This is a genomic window from Streptococcus sp. ZY19097 (genome assembly GCF_040731245.1).
Classification (GTDB): Bacteria; Bacillota; Bacilli; order Lactobacillales; family Streptococcaceae; genus Streptococcus; species Streptococcus orisratti.
Genome location: NZ_CP160400.1, coordinates 1,276,271 through 1,297,232, shown reverse-complemented (window position 1 = coordinate 1,297,232; position 20,962 = coordinate 1,276,271). Strand labels below are relative to the sequence as shown.

The window sequence follows — 20,962 nt, the reverse complement described above, 5'->3', positions numbered from 1 at the left end:
ATTAAAGGTTGTTAAATTTGTTATATTATAGCTTTAATCCCTTTGATTGTCAACTTTAAATCAAAGGTAAGCTTGATAGGAGAGTATATAAATTGCCGTTCCTTCAATTAATGTCGTCAATTCCGACACAAGACTTTCAAAACGGCTATCCAACATTAGTTTGTTTTGTCCGTAAATAATGACATAAATTGGCGGAAATGAACTTAAATTGCTTTCTTGAGGTTTATTTTGAGAACGTTCTTCCATTTCTGATAACACTTCTTCGAGTAAAACTAGGCTTGTTGATATATCGTCGTAAGCACCCGTAAAACGATTGAAGGTGTTATAAAAATCAATTTCCTTTCCCAGATCTTCCTGAGCATCGATGACATAAACACGACTTCCGCCGTTGTCAAAAAGGTAATGGCGAAAAAGTTTAACAACTTCATCACGATCGGCAACCTCAAAAGCTGGCATTTCCTCAATCGTAATATCTTCTTCTGCCGGAAGCATAGCATCAATCTTTGCCACTAATTCTTCCTTACTCAAGTGCGGTGATTGAATATTCATCCTTAGAGGATTAAAAAAGAGTACTTCTTCAGAATCTTCTTTTATGGAAAGATTGACTATCTTTAGCGAGGAATAGACATCTGCAAGCACCCCGAACACATGAATCCGGTCATCGCCAAGAATCACCTGAAAAACGGATGTTTGTTGACAGGTTTCTAGGACATGATCAATCCCTTCAACCCATGTTCCTACAATATCTAAAGAGTGATTCATCAATTTGAAAGATGCCTCATCATACCAGAAAGTTGAGCGAATAAGCTTTTCTTGTTTCTCCATTGCAGCAATCGCAGATAAAACATCACTTAATTCATCCTGAACACGAATAGTTGAAACAGATGCCCCTAGTAGTGATGGGGTCTTCTCGACCAGAATAATTTCATCTTTAAAAAGTGTCAAATAATGAATGCTAACTAATAATTTCTGAATCAACAATTGATGGCTACTTTGCACAGACTTCATCACTTCTCACACCACTCTCTATACTATAACTCATACTAACATCTCACTAATAAATATACCATACCCCCTTCAAAAGGGCAATGAATTATCAAGTAAATCTACAGTTTTTTTATAGATTACTTCCTTGATTCAGATTTATTCGGATTATTTTTTAAATACTGACTAAACTGTTTTTTCCCACTAAAAACCAAACTCCACATAATCAATTCGTAGATAATAAAGAAAATTAAGAAACAGTGGAGAAAAAATTCTTCAGGCAATACCCAGATGATAGGGTCTGTTGCTGGATTGAATAGCCAGTTGGTCGCACCTGGGAAAAGCACTTGATGAAAAAAAGTAAAAAAATTATCAAAGCCGATGAAAAGCGTAGCAAAGCCTATAAAAATAGGGGCCAATGCTGCTATTGCAAACGCTCTTTGATGAAAGAAAAGTGACTTCTCAGCTCTGCTATTTTTCAAAAAACGCCAAGCAGGAACCAATAAAATCACAAAAACAGCCTGGGTTAGATGAAAGAGGTGTTTGACATCTCGAAAATGCTGGAGACCATCCTTTGATGATGGGAAATCTGGCATGCTCAAATTGCTAGAAAAAGGATTAGTCAGATAAAACATCAAACTATTGAAATTTTTCAATAAATCCTGTTTGGTGATAATGACCTGATTGGTCAAATGAAGCCAATCAACCTCCAATGGATAAATCAACCAGGCAACATAAATAGTCACCAAAACGGCTAAAGCAAGCAACCAGAGCCAAGTTAAAAATGTAAAAAGTCTAGTTTTCATCAAAATTCCATTCATCTAAGCTAGCTAGGACATGGTCGGGTTGAACTGGTAAGTTTGGTACTTCTTCTGGTTTGGTAAAGCCTGTAGTGACCAACAAGGTTGCAATGTCGTTTTTGATACCAGCCATGATGTCAGTTAGGTAGTTATCACCGACCATGACAGCTTCATGACGAGCAACTCCCAGTACATCTAGGGATTTATTCATAATGATAGCCTTAGGTTTTCCAATAATCACTGGCTCAACGCGTGTTGCTGACTGCAATAAGTTAATTAGCGACCCCGCTCCTGGCATGAGCCCCCGTTCTGTTGGGATATTGAGATCAGGATTAGTCCCAATAAACATAGATCCCTTTTGAATAGCCAAGGTAGCAATCGCTAATTTCTCATAAGTTAAGTCTGTGTCCAAGCCGACAACAACGTAAGCGGGATGCTCAATATCTTCTTGGTATCCTGCCTGAGCGATGGCATCCTTCAACCCTTTCTCACCAATGACGTAGGCTGTTTTACCACGCTTCATATCATTCATGTAATCAACTGTTGCCATCGTCGCCGTATAAATAGTTTCGAGCGGTGTTTTGACATTGAACTGACTTGCCAGCATATTTTGCACCATTTCTGGTGTTCTGGTCGTGTTATTTGTTACCAATAGGTAGGGAATTCCTCGTTCCTGCAAACGTGCAATAAAGCGTTCACCTGCTGGAATACGACTCTTACCTTTGTAAATCGTCCCATCTAAATCAATCAAATACCCTTTATATTTCACTTGTCTCCTCTTTCTAATTGATTTGTTCTTTTATTATCTTTTACCTGCTGTTCTGGAAGTTTGGCTAGAGTAAATAGCTACTGGTCAGTGATTTTAGATTCCCTCAAACGGCTTACCCCAAATAATGGTGTGACAAAATATTGCCCCCTGAGAACGAGCTTATGCTTGACTTTGTACTCATCACTCAAATCCTCTTCTCTCACTCCAGCAACGCCTATTTTTCCTTCCAAACAATGCTCGCTTGAGCATGTATGCCATCACCAGTAATTTCATGGCGTGTCACCTTGCCATCCATCACCACACGCGATTGAATATCATGACCATAGTGTACCTCTTTGACATACTTAAGGTTGATTTTTTGAGGAATGTGCTGACGCAAAAAATCGACATCAAGTACGTCATACATCCATTCCAGATACTTACTATTATTAACATGACCATTCATATCCAAATCAAAATAGCGCACATGATAGACTGTTTCTTCTGAATTTTCAAGTTCCTCATACCTTGGTCCGCGTATAATCTTCTTGATTTTGGGAACATCATACACTGCTACAATATCATCCACCACAAGATGAACCTTGCGCGTGTCATAATCCATAAGCACAAAGACAGAGTGGATGGTCATGATTTTCTCGCCATCTTCACCATAGACAGTGAAATCACGATAACAAAAGAGTTTATTGTAGGCAGTTGCCTCCGTCTCAACTATAATGGTTTCACCATACTTGGGTAAGCGGTCAATGTCAATGTCGTACTCAGTGATAACCCAAACCAGATGATAAGTATCAAAAATATAATCATCACTCACACCCAAATCCAAAGATTGCTGACCAGACACTTGCAAGGCAAAAGAAAGTAGATGTGGTAATTTGATATTATGATTGACATCTGTTTCATAAAAAGGCACTTGATATGTTATTGCAAATTTTTTCCCCATCTTTCACTCCACTATAAATTTCTCTGCAACAGTGTCTCCTAAAAAGAGACCTTTTTTCGTCATTCTTAGTCTGCCATCGGTCACTTGTACAAGACCATCTCTGGTTAGTTTCTCTACAATATCACCATAGCGATTAGAAAAATTCTCAGCAAATTTCTCTTCAAACCGTGAAATGGACACGCCTTCTTTTTTTCGAAGACCGAGGAAAAATTCCTCTTCCATCATTTCTTGCTTAGTGAGTACCTCTTCTTCCAAACGTGGATTGCCTTGAGCAACGCCTTTGAGGTAGTGCTGAATAGGACCACGATTGCGATAGCGCACACCATCGACATAACCAGAAGCCCCAGCACCTACACCGTAATATTCAGCATTATCCCAGTACATGAGGTTATGACGACTCTCCCTGCCTGGCTTAGTAAAATTGGAAATTTCATAGTGTTCAAAACCATGACTTTCCAGCTTGGCGATAATATAGTCAAACATATCCGCTTCCAAATCTTCTGTGGGAAGATTAAGCTTACCACGCCGCATTTTATTCATAAAGACCGTATGATGCTCTAAAATCAGACTATAAAGGCTCAGATGAGGGATGTCAAGCGCTATGGCTTTGGCGACATTTTCCTTTACATCTGCCATAGTTTGACCAGGTAAGGCATAAATCAAGTCAATAGAAATATTATCAAAACCAGCTCCCTTGAGACTGTCAATGCTCTCATAAATTTGTGCTTCGTTATGACTACGCCCAATACGTTTGAGCTGCTTGTCATTAAAAGTCTGCACTCCCAGAGAGATACGATTGACAGCTGATTTCTCCAATACTGCTATCTTGTCAGGCGTCAAGTCCCCAGGATTAGCCTCAATGGTAAACTCCTCTAACTGGCTCAAGTCAAGGTTTTTAGTCAAATGGCTGAGCAAATAATCTAATTGTTCAGCTGAGATGGCTGTTGGAGTTCCACCGCCGATGTAAAGCGTCCGCAGTTGCTCAATCTTGTAACTCTCAAACTCACGAATAAGAGCCTGCAAATAAGCATCCACAGGCTGATTTTTAATGAAAACTTTTGAAAAGTCACAATAATAGCAAATTTGTGTGCAAAAAGGAATGTGTACATAGGCAGATGTTGGTATTTTTAGCATACCTTTATTTTACCATTTTTCAGAAAAAATGAATCATTTTAGACAAGAAATGTTTTAAGTTGATTTTATAAAGTAGACGGTGTATATGATAAATACATAAAGGTAGACAGTGTACTAACAAGAGGACCTCTTTTTCTTCCCGAGATAAGTCAACAATGTCCGCCTCTTCACCATTTTTGCCACCATAAGAGATTCTATGATGAATGGCAGTGGAATCATAAGCTGGTTGCGTTGCTGTACACAGAATAATGGTCGTATTCATTACTTTAGTTAAAAAATTCATAGTTAGATTAGACTTGTTCGGTAACTACATCATCTCATGGTTGATGATGCCACAAATCAACTCAGCTCTTAATTCAAACCGTTTTCTACGATTACGATAGGGCTGTGCCATGATTTGAAAGGTTTTAAATTTGGCATTAAAGTGTTCAACTTCAATACGCATTTTAGCTATCTCGCGATTCAACCGTCTATCCTCTTGGGTTAAGAGGTGATGTTTAGAACGCTTAGCAGGAATAAAGGTATTTTCGTGAAATTTCAAGAGGCCTAAATACCCTAAATCTACGAAAACAAGGGTACTTTGGGGCAAACTATAGCCAATACTCTCCTTAAAAAGGGTAAAATCATGCGTATGGCCATCTGAAAAAGCCAATTGACAAGCACGATGGTTAGTCAAATCAAGCATGATTTGAGTTTTTATGGTATGTCTTTTCTTTTTACCAGAATAATTCTTGATTTGGTTTTTTTAGGGCGTTGAATAGGACTTTCAGTGATATCAATGGCAACAGTGGCGCTAGGTGCTTCCAAGTGGTCTAAATCAAAGAGACCTGAAGAACGAAGGGTGTCCTCTACCCATGTAATGGTCTCATTGACAGTTGCCACACCTACACCAAAATCAAATGCTAACAAGCGTTGAGTGGGGTAATAGCGTAAGTAGCGCAAGGTCATGATGAGCTGCTCTTCCATACTTAGACGGCGTGGGCGTCCACCTTTTCGGTGTTGCTCTTGATAAGCGTCAGTGAGACAATCAAGCATCAGTTGAAACGTCACTTTTTTAACACCTATTATTGATTTCACGATTATAGTGTGCTAAAACCATCCAAATCTCCTCTTATTTTTTCTCACTCCTTTATTCTACACCTTTATACAAAATCAAAACCACCCGTGAGAACGGGTGGTTTGCTCTTCGGCTGAAAGCCTCTGCTACCGGCCGAGGCCTAAAGGCCTACCGAATGGTTTCCCTTCAGCACCACCTTTGCTAGCTGACCCGACTAGCGGGTCTCTTTAAGACTACTTTCTTTTATTCTTCTCACCTGTAAACGGATCATATTCCTCGAAAAGACTGAGCTGATCTGCTATCACGTCTTCTTGTAATTGATTACGAATATATTCTTCAATTCGCTTCTGATTTCGCCCAACCGTATCAACATAAAACCCTCGACACCAAAATTTGCGATTCCCATATTTATACTTTAAATTAGCGTGTCGGTCGAATATCATTAAGCTACTTTTACCCTTTAAATATCCCATAAATGAGGAAATACTTAGCTTCGGTGGTATACTCACCAACATGTGAATGTGATCTGGGCATGCTTCTGCTTCATGAATTTCAACACCTTTTCTTTCACATAATAACCGTAAGATTTGACCAATACTTGCTTTGTATTTCCCATAGATTATCTGACGTCTATATTTTGGGGCGAAAACAATATGATACTTACAATTCCATGTAGTATGTGCTAAACTATTATTATCCTGTCTCATCAGAGGTCCTCCTTTTGTATATTAGTTAGTGGTCGGGAAACCTTATCTAATATAACACTTTAGGGGGACTTTTTTGATACATCGCTAAAAGCTTTTCGGAACCACTAGCACAGCTAGTGGTTTTCGTGAGACAACAAGACAAGCGCTTTCATAACGCTTGTCTTCCGTTTTCATATCATTTACAAGGTGATGATTTTTAAGCTTTCACCTCCCAATAAAATAAGGTGTTTTTCCACATTCTGGATGTTGTAGGATTTGCTGAGGGCTTCGGCATAGAGTGACATTTGACCTGCGTAGCGCTGCTTGATATCTTCTGGATTAGTGAATTTATCAGTCTTGTAATCAAAAAGGACGATGCGGTCATCAAGTAAGATGTAGCCGTCGATAATCCCACGCACGACAAATTTTTCCTTGCTTTCAGGATCTTCCTTGAGCATGGCAAACGGGGCCTCGCGGTGAACCTTATCTGCCTTTTCTTGGATAAGATGCCCCAGAGGGGTTTCTTCAAAGAAAGTCAAAATTTTCTCCGTTTGAATGCGAGCCTTCACTTCATCACTGACTGATAACTCAGATAAGGCTGCCTCAATGTCTGAACCTGCAACCTTTTGGGACAGGCGCAGACGTTGCATAAGCTCGTGAACTGCTGAACCTATCTCAGTAGCTGAGACAGATTTCTTCTTGCTGAAGTCAGGGAGATCAAACTTTGGCTTGGCTTGGTAGGACTTCTCCATGACATCTACCCCATCTGTCTCTATGACAGGCTCGTAAAACTTCTTAATTTGACTTGGGGTGCGGACGGTCGGTAGCTGGCTGGCAGCTTTGTAGGTTGCATTGATGCGGTCAACGGCCCCCAGCATATCCAGCGCACGCGCGATGTCATCTGACTGACGATTATCCTTGAGGTCATCCGGCTCATAGAACTGTTCCTGTTTAATTTGCCCAATCTTATCTTCTGTCAGGTCAGCATCAGTGACAAAGCTAGTTTTAAAATACAACTCCTCAGCGCTATAGGCTTCTTGAATAGCTAAAATCCAGTCTTGGAAAGTCATAAAATTCTCTCGCTCTGCTATCGGCAAGTGGTTACGCTCTGACTTACCGCTATACTTGTCTGCTATTTTCGCAGAGCTTCCTTTTCCAACAAGATAAAGTTTCTTTTCAGCCCTTGTCATAGCAACATAGAGAAGACGCATTTGTTCAGACAAAGTGGCTGTGCGCAGTTCCCGCTTGTTGAGCTGATAAGGAAGAGTGTCCATGCTGACTTTGACCGAAGGCAGCAGTTTCTCTCCCAATTCTTCCTTCAAATCCGCCACATATTTAATACCGACACCATTTTCACGCGACAAAATCAAGGGGGAGGTCATATCCTGAATGCTAAATTTTTTATCAATATTGAGGACGAAAACGTACTTGAACTCCAACCCTTTGGACTTATGAATGGTCATGAGGTTAACAGCATTCTTGGGAAGGGCTACTTCTACATCAGCAAGGTCGTTCTGATTTTCTAAAATCTTATCAATCATGCCAATAAAACGAGATAGACCTTTAAACCCAGTCTTTTCGTAATTGTTGGCGCGTAGGGCTAGCGCATATAAATTAGCCTGACGTTGTTCAGCTCGCGGTAGAGCTCCCACGTAATCATAGTAGAACTTATCATTGTAAATTTTCCAAATCAGATCGTAGAGCGAATGCATTTTAGCAAAACTTCGCCAATCCAAAAAGTTTTCAAAGAAAGCTTCCAACTTAGCGGTCAAATTTACTGTCATAAGGTCCTTATGCTCACCCTTTTCAACACGCGCATTTTGCAGTTTCTCGTAGAGATTTTGCTTGTGATAACCCTGAGTGTTTTGAAGAGCCAGACGAGCCAGTTCATCCTCATCAAAATTAAACATGGGCGAGCGTAAGAGAGCTACTAGTGCATAATCGTTGAGTGGATTGTCAATGGCGCGCAGAGTGTCTAGCATGACCATGACTTCAACGGACTTGAGATAATTTTGCTCACCGCCATCAGTGACCAACGGAATGCCATACTGGTCAAAGGTTTGTAAAATCCCATCATTGCGAGTGCGTGAAGACACTAAAAGCGTAATGTCTTCAAATTTGACCTTTTCTTCGTTATGAAGACGAATGATTTCCTTGGCAACTAACCTTACCTCAGATGGGCTAATTTGGTTACTGTCTTCGTCTGTTGAAAATTCCTCAGCCTCATCCGTATCATAGAGCAAGACCTGCGTTTGATTTTCAGGATGGGCTTCTTTCTGGGCTGGACTGCCTGCAACTAATTGGTGCGTGCCATCGTAAAGAATTTCACCAACCGCCTCATCCATAAGGTGGGTAAAGATGCTGTTAGTAGTCTGCAAGACTTCTGACTGACTTCGGAAATTCTCCTTGAGCAAGATGAGTTTACCTTGGCTAGGATCCTCTTGGAAGGCCTTAAATTTTTGATTGAAAATCTGCGGGTCTGCCTGACGAAAACGGTAAATAGACTGCTTGATATCCCCCACCATGAAGCGATTGTGACCATTTGATAAGAGTTCCAGCATGCGCTCCTGAGTATGGTTGTTATCCTGATATTCATCCACCATGACCTCGTGGTATTTGTTTTGAAAAAGCTGTGCAACATCAGGATTTTCCTCTAAAATCTGAATAGCAAAATGAGCTATGTCTGAAAACTCAAAGGCATTTTCTTGCAACTTAGCTTGTAAATACTGGTTTGAAAAATCCATGACAAAAGCCTGTAAGATTTCCAACAGAGGCTGAGTTTCCTCCTGATACTTGAAAATCGTTTCCAGATGTTGCAAACCTGTCAGACGCACTTGAAGAGCCTTGAAAACAGAATACTTGCTACCTGCCACCGTCACACTATCACCAGATGGGATGAGATTAGCCACATCGTTGGCGCATTTGCTCAGACCTTCACGACCATAAATGCTATCAAAATGCAAGGCCCAATCATGCAATTTCTCAATCATGATCAGATGCTTTTTATAGGCTGCTGTAAGTACACCTTTGCCAGTGACTTGTTTGTAGTCTGGCAAATCTGTCACATCTCGCAGACTATCAGCCGTATCATGCAGACAAGTCAGAAAATCAGCAATCTCTTGGTCTGGAATGGCTGAAAAATCAGTATAGGTCTTAGCACCCTTGAGAAACTTATCTTGCAGCCATTTTTGAGGACTGTCCGTTGCCTGACTAAAATCGTAAATCTTGTAAACCAGACTTCTAAAGGGGATGGCGTCTTTGCGATTGCCCGCGAAATTCTTGACTAATTTCCTAAAAACAGCGGAGCTATTTCCCGAAGCATAAGAAGTAAAAAGGTCAGCGAAAACTTCATTTTTGAGAATGTCTTGCTCACTCTTATCCGTCATGATTCGAAAGGCAGGTGATACTCCAATCAGATAACCATACTGGCTGACCAGTCTTTGAGTGAAGGCATCCATAGTGCCAATGTCAGCTGTCTGAACAGCTGCTAGTTGCTCAGAGAGAAACTGCTTGAGTTCAGGATTTTCCGTCAACTGTAGCTGCTCTGCTATTTTCTTTTCCAAACGTTCCTTTAGCTCACCAGCTGCCTTGACCGTGAAGGTTGAGATGAAGAGTTGGTCAATGCTCACACCACGTAAAATCTTGTCAATAATGCGCTCAACCATGACAAAGGTCTTCCCAGACCCCGCTGACGCTGAAACCAAAATATTAGTGCCAGAACTGTAAATAGCCTCAATCTGCTCAGGCGTTCGCTTCTGCTTCTTATCTGATTGCGCTTCTGTCATTTGCAAGGAGGTAATTTGCTCAGCTGTTAAAAATGGTTTAAACATTGTCTTCCTCCATTGTTGCTTCTTTTGCTTGCATCAAGGTCAAAAATCCCTGACGTTTCTCCTTTCGTGGCAGTTTATAAAGCTGTCTAGCATAAGGCATGTGACGGTCAGCTTCAAAGTGTGTAATACTTTTAAGCTGCTCGCCCTGCACCGACTTACCATCCTCACTGTAAGGATTGATGAGGAATTTCCCTTGGCGGATAGCTTGCGCAGCATTGCCATAGAGGTACTTATTGTAAGACAGTAAAATCGCTAGTTCATCTCGGCTATAAACTGAATCGGTCAAATGGTAACTACCATTGGCTAAATGTTCCTTTTCATCTTCCAAGAAAAGTCCCTTATAAGTCAACTCCTTATGAAGCACCTCAGGAATTTTATCTAAAGTCTTTACCCTTGCTAGGTCAGTTCTAGGCTCCTGCATGTGCAGGTACATCGCACCAAAAATCTTATCCTGTTCAGACAGTTGCCGTTTATCACGCAAGGCTTCCATATAGGTGACTAACTGCGGACTAAGACCATTATAAAATTTCTGAATATCAAAAGTGTTCTTGCTGGATTTGTAGTCAACAATTCCAAGACTACCATCTGTCATACGGTCAATGCGATCAATAATCCCCTTGATACGCACGGCATTATCCAGCATAAGCTCAAAAGTCTCCTCCTCACTTTCCACCACAATCTGACTGTTCTGACGTAAGATGGTTGCAGTGCTACGGGCAATATCTTCTAATACACCCAAGGTATAGCGACTCTCTTCGTCTTCTTCATAAATATTTTGGAAAGTCTGCTCCCTATTTGTCATTTGAATAGCTTGTGCCAGCTTATAGTCAAAAGTCTCCTCTGACTCATCCTTCATGACCAACTCAAAAACACGATGTAAGTAAGTTCCATGATTTCTAGCATCGGGATGGATACTCTCCTGCTCTTGCAAGCCTAGCACATACTGCAAAAAGTAGAGGTACTGGTTATTGTAAAAAGTCGTCACAGCAGAAGAGGACAGGCTGATCGGTTCATTGACTGGAAAGCGTGCCGCCATGACTTCGCTAGCAACCGTCTTGGTTACCATATTGTCATTGATTTGTGGGACCTCCACGCCTTCTTGCGCTAGCTTTTTACGCAGATAGCGAACTGCCACCGACCAAAAGGTCTGCTCGTTCTTGGACATTTCCAATTCTTGGGCAATAGCAGAGCGGTTAATCTCAACTACGCGTGACAAAAGGGCTTTATAATTGCCGATGTCTTCTGGTCTAGTTGAATGATAATTACGACCCTTAACTAGAACTGGCACACCCAAAGCCTGCAGTTCCAGTAAATAGCTAGAGGTATTGTCTTGGGCCTCGTTGAGAATTTGCGGAAGGCTCAAAACCAGTTCTTCTGTAGCTGAGTTGAAGAGCGATAGCGCTGCAAAATGATTTTTCTTGAGATTATCACGTGTTGGAATGTCAAAATGACATCCATCAGCTGTCGCTTCATTGACCTTGATACGTTCCTCATCCGAAATTAAGCTGCGATTTTGTGCAATCTTTGGAAAATTCGACTGAGTCATCCCTAGCGCAAAGACAAATTTATTGGTATGTGGTTCAACCAAGTCATAGGCCTTGACAGTTACAACATCAACTGTCGCTGGCACCATACGGTATTCTGCTGCCATCATGCCTGAACGTAGTAAGGACAGACACTCGTCCAAGGTCATTTTTTGGTTCCCAAAGATAGTTTGAAATTGCTGCAAAATTCCTGTAAATGTCCGCCAAACCTGCTCTTGCTTCTCTTGGTCAATCTCAGATAAACCATCTGCTAGCTCTGCCATATTTTCCGATAATGCAATAGCTTCCAAGAAAGTCATGAACTTATTCAAGAGACTAGAGCCCGATTGCTTACGTGCTTTAACTAAATCCTGCAATGGGGTCAGTAAGTTTGTTCGCAAAACGTTAAGATGCTTCAGAGAATATTTACCATTATTGACCGTGAAATCCTTGAAGAACTTGCTTTGCCCTTTAATATCGGCATAGGTCACATATTGTTCAAATTTGTCCAATTGGTCTTGGTTAACCTTGCCATAAAGGCCTGATTTGAACAGATTCATGACATCTTCCGTACGAAAATTGTAGCGCTTAATCCGCTCTAGTGAATCCACAAACTGCACCAGAGGATGAGCACTCATACTTTCTGCCTTGCCAAAATAATAAGGAACCTCATACTTATCAAAAATCTTGCCAACCTGTAGCTTATATGACTCCACATCGCCCAACAAAACCAAAATATCCTTATAACGATAACCTTCATAAAGTTTCTGACGAATGGCCCTGGCCACATGCTCCACTTCTTCCTTCTGGTTGATGACATCCCAGATGGCATAGTGCCGCTTGTCTGCCTCAGTTAGCACTAGGTCTGTCGTCGTGAAATCATGTTTAGCTTCAAAGAGCTGCGATAGCTTAGCAAAGGCTTCTAAACCAACTTCTTCTGAAACCACATAGTTTGGTTTAACCTCAAAGCGACTGGCCAAACTTCTCAGAAAATCAAGCCCAGCTTGATAGACATTTCCTGCCGTAAAGCTCGCTTTATAGGCTTTTTTACTGACATAGGTACCGATAATCATTTCCGCCCCATGCTCATGCAGCAGACTGACTAGATTTTCCTCTTCGGCGGAAAATCGCGTAAAACCGTCAACAACAACAACCAAATTTGCTAATTCAGCGTCTAATTGTCCAGAAGCCACCTGACTCGCAAAGAAAGCGACCTTGCTCTGATTGTCATAATTGCCATCTCGCAAAATATCTTCAACTGCTAAAAAAATAGTCAGCAGATCTCCTTGCTTCTCAGGTGTACTTAATTCTGTCAGTTCCATCACCGTCAAATTAGCTGACTTTAATTCCTTGTACAAATCCACCAACTGATTGATGAATTGGCTATCCTGTTTCAGACGACCAAAAACTTTCAAATCCGTGTCAGACAGACTAGCCAAGGCACGATAAAAGACCATAGCCAGACCGTTATCATCTAGGCTATCTTTCTGATTGGGAGCATTAAGCACAAAATAGCGAGCCATCTGCGCAAAACGTGTGATAGTGATGGCAAAGGAAGCCTGTTCAGGCAAAGCCTGCAAAACCGCTCGCTCCTTTTCAAATGACAGCGAATTTGGTGCAATGTAAAAAATATGCTTACCTGCTTTAGCGGCCTGTGCAGCTTCATTGACCAAAATTTCAGTCATGTTGTAGTTTATATCTGTATAGAGTAATTTCATGTGCTAGCCTTTCCTTAGAAATCAATAGTACTATTATACCAAAAAAAGCCCTGCAGAGGTTATCTACACGGCTTCTAATTACCAGTTCAACGGCTGTATTTTAAGCGTAGCACTTTTTCCTGTTGTTTCGTTAAGCGCAGTAAAATCACAACCTTATCAATACTCATATTGCTTTCTAACAAGCGTTCTGCAGCCATCATGAGTCCATTGTTAATGCCCATTTCTAAAATAGGATTCTTCTTGTCATTGACATCAAAGATGAATTTGTTGTCAGGTAAATCAAAGAGAACCTTGACAGCTCCAAAAAGCTGTTCAAAGTTATCGATGGCAACATCATAAACTGGTTTGATGCCAGGTTTAAGACTACGGCCTCGGTGGTTGAACCACATAGAATGCCAGCCACCATTAAAAGCTCCCATGATATCATTATCGTAAGAATCACCAACGTAGAGCGTTGTTGCAGGATTCATATCAAATTGTTCAGCTGCCAAGTTAAAGATTTCTTTCTCTGGCTTTTGAAAACCCGTTGCCTGACTGACGAGAACACGCTTGGGATCAACATAATCGTAAAGCCCCAGTTTCTTAACTTTCTTCAATTGATGTTCTGTTGGACCGTTAGTAATAATCCCCATAGGAACACCTTTTGATTTTAAGAAATCAAGGGTCATTCGCATCTCGTCCAGCATAGTAATATTTTCAAGTTCATTTTCATAAACTTTTTGAAAATGAATACCCATTGCCTCATCAATTTCACGGTAACCAAACTCTAACAAGGTTTCCTTGCAGCGCCAGAAACGAAAATACTCTGTAGTCCAATCACCGGCCATCACACGTGGAAATCCAACATCAGAATAATGTCGAAAACGAATGTATGCTTGATTGATATGGGTCATATCAAAATCAGGGAAACATTTTTCCACGGCAATCCGATAGGGTGCCTGCTGGTCATAGATGGTATCATCCACATCAAAAACAATCGAAGTAATCATGATTTTCCTTTTTCTCCAAATTTTTCAATACGACTATTATACCGTGTTTGGAATATTTTTTCAATTTAGAGCCAAGAAAGTAACGTTACCAATCGAGGATGACTGGGTACGACCTCTACAAAGTTTTCATTAAAATGTCCCAGAATTGATCCCTCTTTTCTGTCAACAAAGTAAGGTTGCCATTTTCTCTATCCTCATACACAATTCAGATAAAAGCCCTTGCCTGAATTAAACACAAAGAAGAGTTAAACCTCTCAAATTTATCACTAAAAATAAAAATTTCCTTATCTATTTTATCCCTAAACACTTGTTTTTATGGTAGAATAGGAAGGAATACTATTTGGAGGAAAACATGTCAAACGAACATATCGAAGAATTAAATGACCAACAGATTGTCCGTCGTGAAAAAATGACGGCTTTAGCTGACCAAGGAATTGATCCTTTTGGTAAACGTTTCGAACGTACCGCTACCTCTGGTCAATTAAAAGAAACCTACGCTGACAAGACAAAAGAAGAACTGCACGAAATCAATGAGACTGCTACTATCGCAGGTCGTCTCATGACTAAACGTGGTAAAGGTAAGGTTGGCTTTGCCCACCTTCAAGACCGTGATGGTCAAATCCAAATATACGTCCGCAAAGACGCTGTTGGGGAAGACAATTACGAAATTTTCAAAAAAGCTGACCTTGGGGACTTTCTGGGGGTAGAAGGCGAAATCATGCGTACTGACATGGGTGAACTTTCTATCAAAGCCACTCACATTACACACTTATCAAAAGCTCTTCGTCCGCTCCCAGAAAAATTCCACGGACTGACAGACGTTGAAACCATCTACCGCAAACGCTACCTAGACTTGATTTCAAATCGCGAAAGCTTTGACCGATTTGTGACCCGTTCAAAAATCATCTCAGAAATCCGCCGTTACCTTGATGGACTTGGCTTCCTCGAAGTTGAAACACCTGTCCTTCACAATGAAGCTGGTGGTGCTGCGGCAAAACCTTTCATTACTCACCATAATGCTCAAGATATGGACATGGTACTTCGTATCGCCTTGGAACTTCACTTAAAACGCCTTATCGTTGGTGGGATGGAACGTGTCTATGAAATTGGTCGCATTTTCCGTAATGAAGGTATGGATGCCACTCATAATCCAGAATTTACTATGATTGAGTTGTATCAAGCCTATGCAGATTTCCAAGATATCATGAATATTACAGAGGGAATCATTCAGCAAGCAGCCAAAGCTGTACATGGCGAAGGATCAATTACCTATCAAGACACTGAAATCAAGATTAACGAACCTTTCAAACGTATTCATATGGTTGATGCTATTAAGGAAGTGACTGGTGTTGACTTCTGGCAAGCTATGTCGCTTGAAGAAGCACAAACTATTGCCAAGGAAAAGAATGTTCCACTTGAAAAACATTTTAACACGGTAGGTCACATCATCAATGCCTTCTTTGAAGAATTTGTGGAAGAAACGCTAATCCAACCAACCTTTGTTTACGGACACCCTGTTGAAGTTTCACCACTGGCTAAGAAAAATGCAGATGACCCTCGTTTTACAGACCGTTTCGAACTCTTCATCATGACCAAAGAATACGGAAATGCTTATTCTGAGTTAAATGATCCAATTGATCAGTTGGAGCGTTTCAAAGCTCAAGCAGCTGCTAAAGAACTTGGTGATGACGAAGCAACTGGCATTGACTATGACTATGTTGAAGCCCTTGAATACGGTATGCCACCAACAGGTGGTCTTGGAATCGGTATTGACCGCTTGGTGATGCTTCTCACAGATACTACAACCATCCGTGATGTACTACTCTTCCCTACGATGAAGTAATTGAGGTTATAAACCTTGATTTGACAAGCTTTGTTACTACTACTTGCCTAAAATTAACATCAAATTTTTATAAGCTGTAAAACTGGTAAATAAAATAAACCGAACACCTTCAATTCAGAATCAATATCTGTGGAAGTTGTTCGGTTTTTGTTTATTTAAAATTCGAGTTCTTTGTAAGACCTGATTTGTCAGAGGTCTATTTTACATTTCTGGAAAAAGCCTTAACTTCAGCTCATATTTGCTTTTTATTACTTGGAAGTTGATTCAATTTTATATAATTTTATCGTGGTGCTAGTTAATTTCAAAATACAATAAAAAACTCAAATGGACTATACTGTAAGTGACGAAACATACAGGAGGTTAGTCCAAATGAGCCACTTACAGTATACTGCTAAATCTCATCATTTGAAATGGAATTTACGCCAATTATCTCAAATTTACTTTTTTGCTTAAAATAAGGACAAATAAAAAATTGTTTTTATAGTTAACATTTCAAATTTTATGGTTGACATTTTTAGAAACGTATATTAAACTTATGTTAACCTTATAAAATATAGGGTTAACATAAAAATTTTGAGGTGATTCAATGTCAAAAAAAACGACCTTATCTTTGATTCTTCCTGCTTTTGGGGCGGCTCTGATTGTTGTGTTGTCACAAATTGTTATTCCAGTTGGAACCGTTCCGTTCACATTACAAACCTTAGCAATCGGTCTTATTGCAACTCTTTTTAGACCACGTGAAGCTGTGCTAAGTGTCTTACTCTACCTCTTACTTGGAGGTATCGGCTTACCTGTTTTTGCTGGAGGATCTGGTGGATTTTCAGCGCTTATGGGACCTACCGCTGGTTTTTTATGGGGATTTGTCGTTTATGCCCTTACAACATCCTTTCTTATTAATCCTAGAACGTCACTTGTTGTAATCTTTCTAGCAAATTTGTTGGGTGCTATTACAACACTTGTACTCGGCGTTCTTGGACTTCACTTTTTGGCAAATATGACTTGGCAGGCTGCTTTTTCAGCTGGTGTCTTACCTTTTATTGTTTCTGATTTGGTAAAAATACTTGCCATAACATTTATAAGTAAACCAATTTTTAATGCTCTAAAACAAGAGGAGTATTTTAATCAATGATTATAGACTAATCTTCTTTTCAACCACATTTCTATTGTAAAACCCATCTTATACTGATTAAAAATCAGAAATAGCTACCTGGAAGTGATTGGATATATTCAAAAATGAACAATTTCATGATTGATGGAATCTTTTGTCACGGTAAAAGGGGATGATTCATGATGATAGTTATAAGTTTGTTATTTTTGATTTTGGTTGAGTATTATAATCTCTGAAATAGTAGGTTTTTGGTTATAGGCTATGATTTATAATATCCGAAAATAACAAAAGCTACCCTTGCCCCAGGCAAAAGGTAGCTTTTGTTATACAATTCATATATATCCAAAAACTGATAAGCCTTCAATCGTCAAGGTAGTAGTCCTGATAAAAAGAGACTTTTAATTGTATAAAACGTTCTAAATCTTGTAAGAGCTGAAAAAGAATAGCTCGTGTTTCAAATTCTTCACGTGTCTTTGGAAGTTCTCGCTGACGAAAAGTTTCAAGCATTTGATTAATATCATCAATCAGAGTTAAAGCAGGATTTTGCTGGCTAAGTTGTGCAGCCGTTTCATGAAAAAGGTGGGCTAATAAAACACTCTCTCGAACTTCTAAACGACATTGATTGATATTAAGAGCCATTTGTCGTAAGAGCTGGTTTTGCTGCTGACGCATTTCAAAATAATGAATATGATAATTGGTATGATGGAAAAGATGATTGCTACTATCATGATAAACTAGCTGTAAAGCATCCTCAAGGATCTTATCCAACTCGTTTATTAAAGTAGCATCATTCCGACCATTTCCTTGCAAAAGAAAACTTTCAAAACGATAAAGAATAGCCTTTAATTGCTCTTCAACCTTGGCATGAATGGTCTCAATTTCCTTATCCCTGGAAGGCATATAAAAATTAAAAATCAAAGCAAGCCCAGCTCCAATAGCAAATAGACAAAACTCATTGAGAATAATAGGAAGATCCAAACTTTGCTCAGCCATTAAATGAGTCACTAAAACCGTAATTGGTGCGACACCTGTTTGAATCATTAACCGATATGAAAGTGATACATAAATCAACAAATATACTAACAAAGCAATGAGGTTATAGCCCAAAACGGTGAAGACAAGAGCCGCAATCATAAAAGCAAGAAGAAAAGACACAAGACGCTGTCCTGCAACCTTTAAACTTGTTTTTCGCGTCTCTAAAACACTTAAAATAGCGATAATTCCAGCAGAGCTGGCATAGGATAAATTCAAAAAATTAGCAAATGCAATAGCTAAGATAGTCGCTAAAGAAATCTTTATAGTCCGTTCTAAAATTCCCATATGGCCTCCTAAAATAAGCCCTTTTTAACTTCTGCTTTGACAAGTGACCATTCTTGCTCAGCACGTGATAATTTTCGCTTATAGTCATTGAGCCCTTGACGGTAACGCTGAACAAAATAGGATTGTTTTAATAATGGTAATTGTGGTATTTTAATACTAAGAATTTTTTGCGTACTTAAATTCATGACACTTTTTCCAGTATTTGTCTCTTCCAACAGCATTTGCCCCAATTCAGTGTCTAAAAATAATTTGATGTAATAGCCTAAAATATCAGCCGTTGGACGTAGAACAGTAATATTAGCTGAGGCAATTACCTCTCTATTTTGTTTTTCAAATACAGCGATTTTCTTTACAGTCCCCTTTGAAGCAATCAATACATCTCCATCCTCCAATAAATAACGAGAAAGAGAGCCCGGAGGGGTATCAATCATTTTTAGATGATCATAATCAATTCCAATTTCAGTTATATCCACCAAATTGATAACTGCTAAATTACCTTCTTTAACGAATTTAGACACTGCTTTTCCTTTGAAACAATCAACAACTTCTCCCAAACTAACTTTAGGAGAGGGATTGGTATAATATTCTTCAATAAGTGATGCCATAATATCTCCTTAAATAATTAGTATTATAATACTAAACCAGGTGTATTTCAAGTTTCTGGTACTTATCATTATTAAATCACATTATCTTAGAAATGAAGCGAAACATTGTTCATATATATGCAGATACAATTTTAAGGTAACCATTAAACACTCATCAAAATAGGAATTTGATTTTCAAGAGCTCTATATTATTTTTGACCTGAGTACTAAGTCGTTCGCCACAAGCTGTACTGGGGCGCGACAAGCTAATACTCAGTTAAAATCAAAAATAGCGGAAGTCCAGTCTCTATGTACAATTGATTTGAGTTGATAAGCAGTTAAGGTTTGAATAACCTCTTCAAGTTTATCAATTACCTCATTTAAAGTCTTAAATACTTTATTCTTGAAACCAAGTTTACTGATACGCCCAAAACCCGCCTCATCTTGATACATAAGGCGGATTTTTTGATATTCTTTTCCATTAATAAAACGCTTACTCACTCTCTCCTTGAATAAAGATTTTATTTTTAGACGCTAAAATGGTTTCGGCGTCTGCTTTTTTCGGATGTTGGGGACGTGGGCTAACTTTACGCCAACCATGACGTTTCAGGAGAGCATAGAAACCTTCTCGGCTTGTCTTGTGCCCAACTCTCTCTTGATAGGCTTTAAAGAGGGAATTAACGGTAATGAATTCTCCATTCAAAGAAGAAGAGACTTGCTCTTTAAGGAAATCTTCTTCCTCCTCATGCGTCATATAGGAGCGGCGGCGACCACCACGATTTTCCTTTAAGAGGGCTTCTAAGCCACCACTTAGATAGCGATTCAATAAGTTTCGGACTGTCTGATGGACAAAACCTACTGATTTAGCTACGGATGTTAAATTATGGCATTCAGAATAAAGAATGAGTGCCTGGATTTTTCTATGATGCGGAGCATTATTTTTATCTTTAAGTGCTTGCTTTAATTCTTCGACTTGAGTTGGGGTAAGTTCTTTTGTCATAACACTATTATAACGCTATTTCTGATTTTTGTTAAGTATAAGTTTACAATGTATAAAAAATAAGCTAAATGACTTTATTCGTTTACTCTAATTTACGGAGAAAGTACTTTGATATAAAAAACGGAAAATAGCTTTAAATCAGCTTTCCCGCCCTATTATATGTTATAACTCCTTAACTGCAACAAGTGCCGCTTCATAATCTGGATCTGTATTGACATTTTCAAGATATTCTACATAGACCACCGTATTAGTTTTATCCAAAACTAGAACTGCACGTGCTAACATACACCACTCTTCCATCAAAACGCCATAAGTTTTACCAAAGCTATTATCAAAATAATCTGATAGCATGATGGCATTTTCCAGCCCTTCTGCACCACACCAGCGTGCTTGAGCAAAAGGTAAATCAACTGAAACAGTAAGTACGACAGTATCTTCCATATTGGAAAGTTCTGTATTGAATGTTCTGGTCTGTCTTGAACAAATACCTGTATCTATTGATGGAACAATGGAAATGATTTTTTTCTTACCAGCAAAATCCGATAAGGTTTTATAAGTCAAATCCGTTGCCATGAGTTTAAAATCATAGGCTTTGTCTCCGACCTGTAATTGATTGATAGCGTTAACTGTCACTGTTTTTCCAATAAATGTTGGCATATGGTTACCTCCTATTACCA

General features: G+C 39.4%; 14 protein-coding genes and 2 pseudogenes. 2 read left to right on the top strand and 14 right to left on the bottom strand.

Annotated elements, in window-relative coordinates:
* Window positions 1-60: 60 nt before the first annotated feature.
* From ABZ559_RS06660 to ABZ559_RS06615, 10 genes and pseudogenes are all read right to left on the bottom strand, one after another.
* Window positions 61-1,008 (bottom strand): hypothetical protein, encoded by a 948-nt coding sequence (locus ABZ559_RS06660; protein WP_367005640.1) that lies wholly within the window; start codon window positions 1,006-1,008, stop codon window positions 61-63.
* 116 nt (window positions 1,009-1,124) lie between these two features.
* A complete protein-coding gene (locus ABZ559_RS06655) occupies window positions 1,125-1,790 on the bottom strand; it encodes a TIGR01906 family membrane protein (RefSeq protein ID WP_367005639.1) in 666 nt (221 codons plus the stop codon).
* Entirely contained in the window at window positions 1,780-2,553 is a 774-nt protein-coding gene (locus ABZ559_RS06650; protein WP_367005637.1) for a TIGR01457 family HAD-type hydrolase, read from the bottom strand. Before ABZ559_RS06650 ends, ABZ559_RS06655 begins: the two co-directional genes overlap by 11 nt.
* Before the next feature lie 214 nt (window positions 2,554-2,767).
* Window positions 2,768-3,493 (bottom strand): acyl-ACP thioesterase domain-containing protein, encoded by a 726-nt coding sequence (locus ABZ559_RS06645; protein WP_367005636.1) that lies wholly within the window; start codon window positions 3,491-3,493, stop codon window positions 2,768-2,770.
* 3 nt (window positions 3,494-3,496) lie between these two features.
* Window positions 3,497-4,627 (bottom strand): radical SAM family heme chaperone HemW, encoded by a 1,131-nt coding sequence (hemW, locus tag ABZ559_RS06640; protein WP_367005635.1) that lies wholly within the window; start codon window positions 4,625-4,627, stop codon window positions 3,497-3,499.
* Between the two features lie 307 nt (window positions 4,628-4,934).
* Window positions 4,935-5,710: pseudogene (locus ABZ559_RS06635) on the bottom strand (IS5 family transposase).
* 207 nt (window positions 5,711-5,917) lie between these two features.
* Window positions 5,918-6,391, bottom strand: coding sequence for an IS200/IS605 family transposase (gene tnpA, locus ABZ559_RS06630; RefSeq protein ID WP_002891962.1), 474 nt, complete (start codon window positions 6,389-6,391; stop codon window positions 5,918-5,920).
* A 179-nt stretch (window positions 6,392-6,570) separates the two neighbouring features.
* Entirely contained in the window at window positions 6,571-10,200 is a 3,630-nt protein-coding gene (gene addA / locus ABZ559_RS06625) for a helicase-exonuclease AddAB subunit AddA (RefSeq protein WP_367005634.1), read from the bottom strand.
* A complete protein-coding gene (rexB, locus tag ABZ559_RS06620) occupies window positions 10,193-13,441 on the bottom strand; it encodes an ATP-dependent nuclease subunit B (protein WP_367005632.1) in 3,249 nt (1,082 codons plus the stop codon). The genes addA and rexB overlap by 8 nt, the downstream gene beginning before the upstream one ends.
* A gap of 86 nt (window positions 13,442-13,527) precedes the next feature.
* Window positions 13,528-14,430: an HAD family hydrolase gene (locus ABZ559_RS06615; RefSeq protein WP_273415416.1), complete on the bottom strand. Its 903-nt coding sequence runs from the start codon at window positions 14,428-14,430 to the stop codon at window positions 13,528-13,530.
* A gap of 352 nt (window positions 14,431-14,782) precedes the next feature.
* On the opposite strand from ABZ559_RS06615, the gene lysS reads away from it, so the two are divergent.
* Window positions 14,783-16,273 (top strand): lysine--tRNA ligase, encoded by a 1,491-nt coding sequence (gene lysS, locus ABZ559_RS06610; RefSeq protein WP_018375863.1) that lies wholly within the window; start codon window positions 14,783-14,785, stop codon window positions 16,271-16,273.
* Window positions 16,274-16,859: 586 nt separating this feature from the next.
* A complete protein-coding gene (locus tag ABZ559_RS06605) occupies window positions 16,860-17,402 on the top strand; it encodes a biotin transporter BioY (protein ID WP_367005630.1) in 543 nt (180 codons plus the stop codon).
* A 339-nt stretch (window positions 17,403-17,741) separates the two neighbouring features.
* On the opposite strand, the gene ABZ559_RS06600 is transcribed toward ABZ559_RS06605, so the two are convergent.
* The 4 genes and pseudogenes from ABZ559_RS06600 to tpx form a co-directional block, all read right to left on the bottom strand.
* Window positions 17,742-18,701, bottom strand: coding sequence for an aromatic acid exporter family protein (locus tag ABZ559_RS06600; RefSeq protein WP_317335179.1), 960 nt, complete (start codon window positions 18,699-18,701; stop codon window positions 17,742-17,744).
* Between the two features lie 8 nt (window positions 18,702-18,709).
* Complete coding sequence (locus ABZ559_RS06595; protein ID WP_367005628.1) at window positions 18,710-19,306, bottom strand: restriction endonuclease subunit S; 597 nt, start codon at window positions 19,304-19,306, stop codon at window positions 18,710-18,712.
* A 252-nt stretch (window positions 19,307-19,558) separates the two neighbouring features.
* Window positions 19,559-20,285: pseudogene (locus ABZ559_RS06590) on the bottom strand (helix-turn-helix domain-containing protein).
* Between the two features lie 162 nt (window positions 20,286-20,447).
* A complete protein-coding gene (gene tpx, locus ABZ559_RS06585) occupies window positions 20,448-20,942 on the bottom strand; it encodes a thiol peroxidase (RefSeq protein ID WP_321058500.1) in 495 nt (164 codons plus the stop codon).
* Window positions 20,943-20,962: the final 20 nt, after the last annotated feature.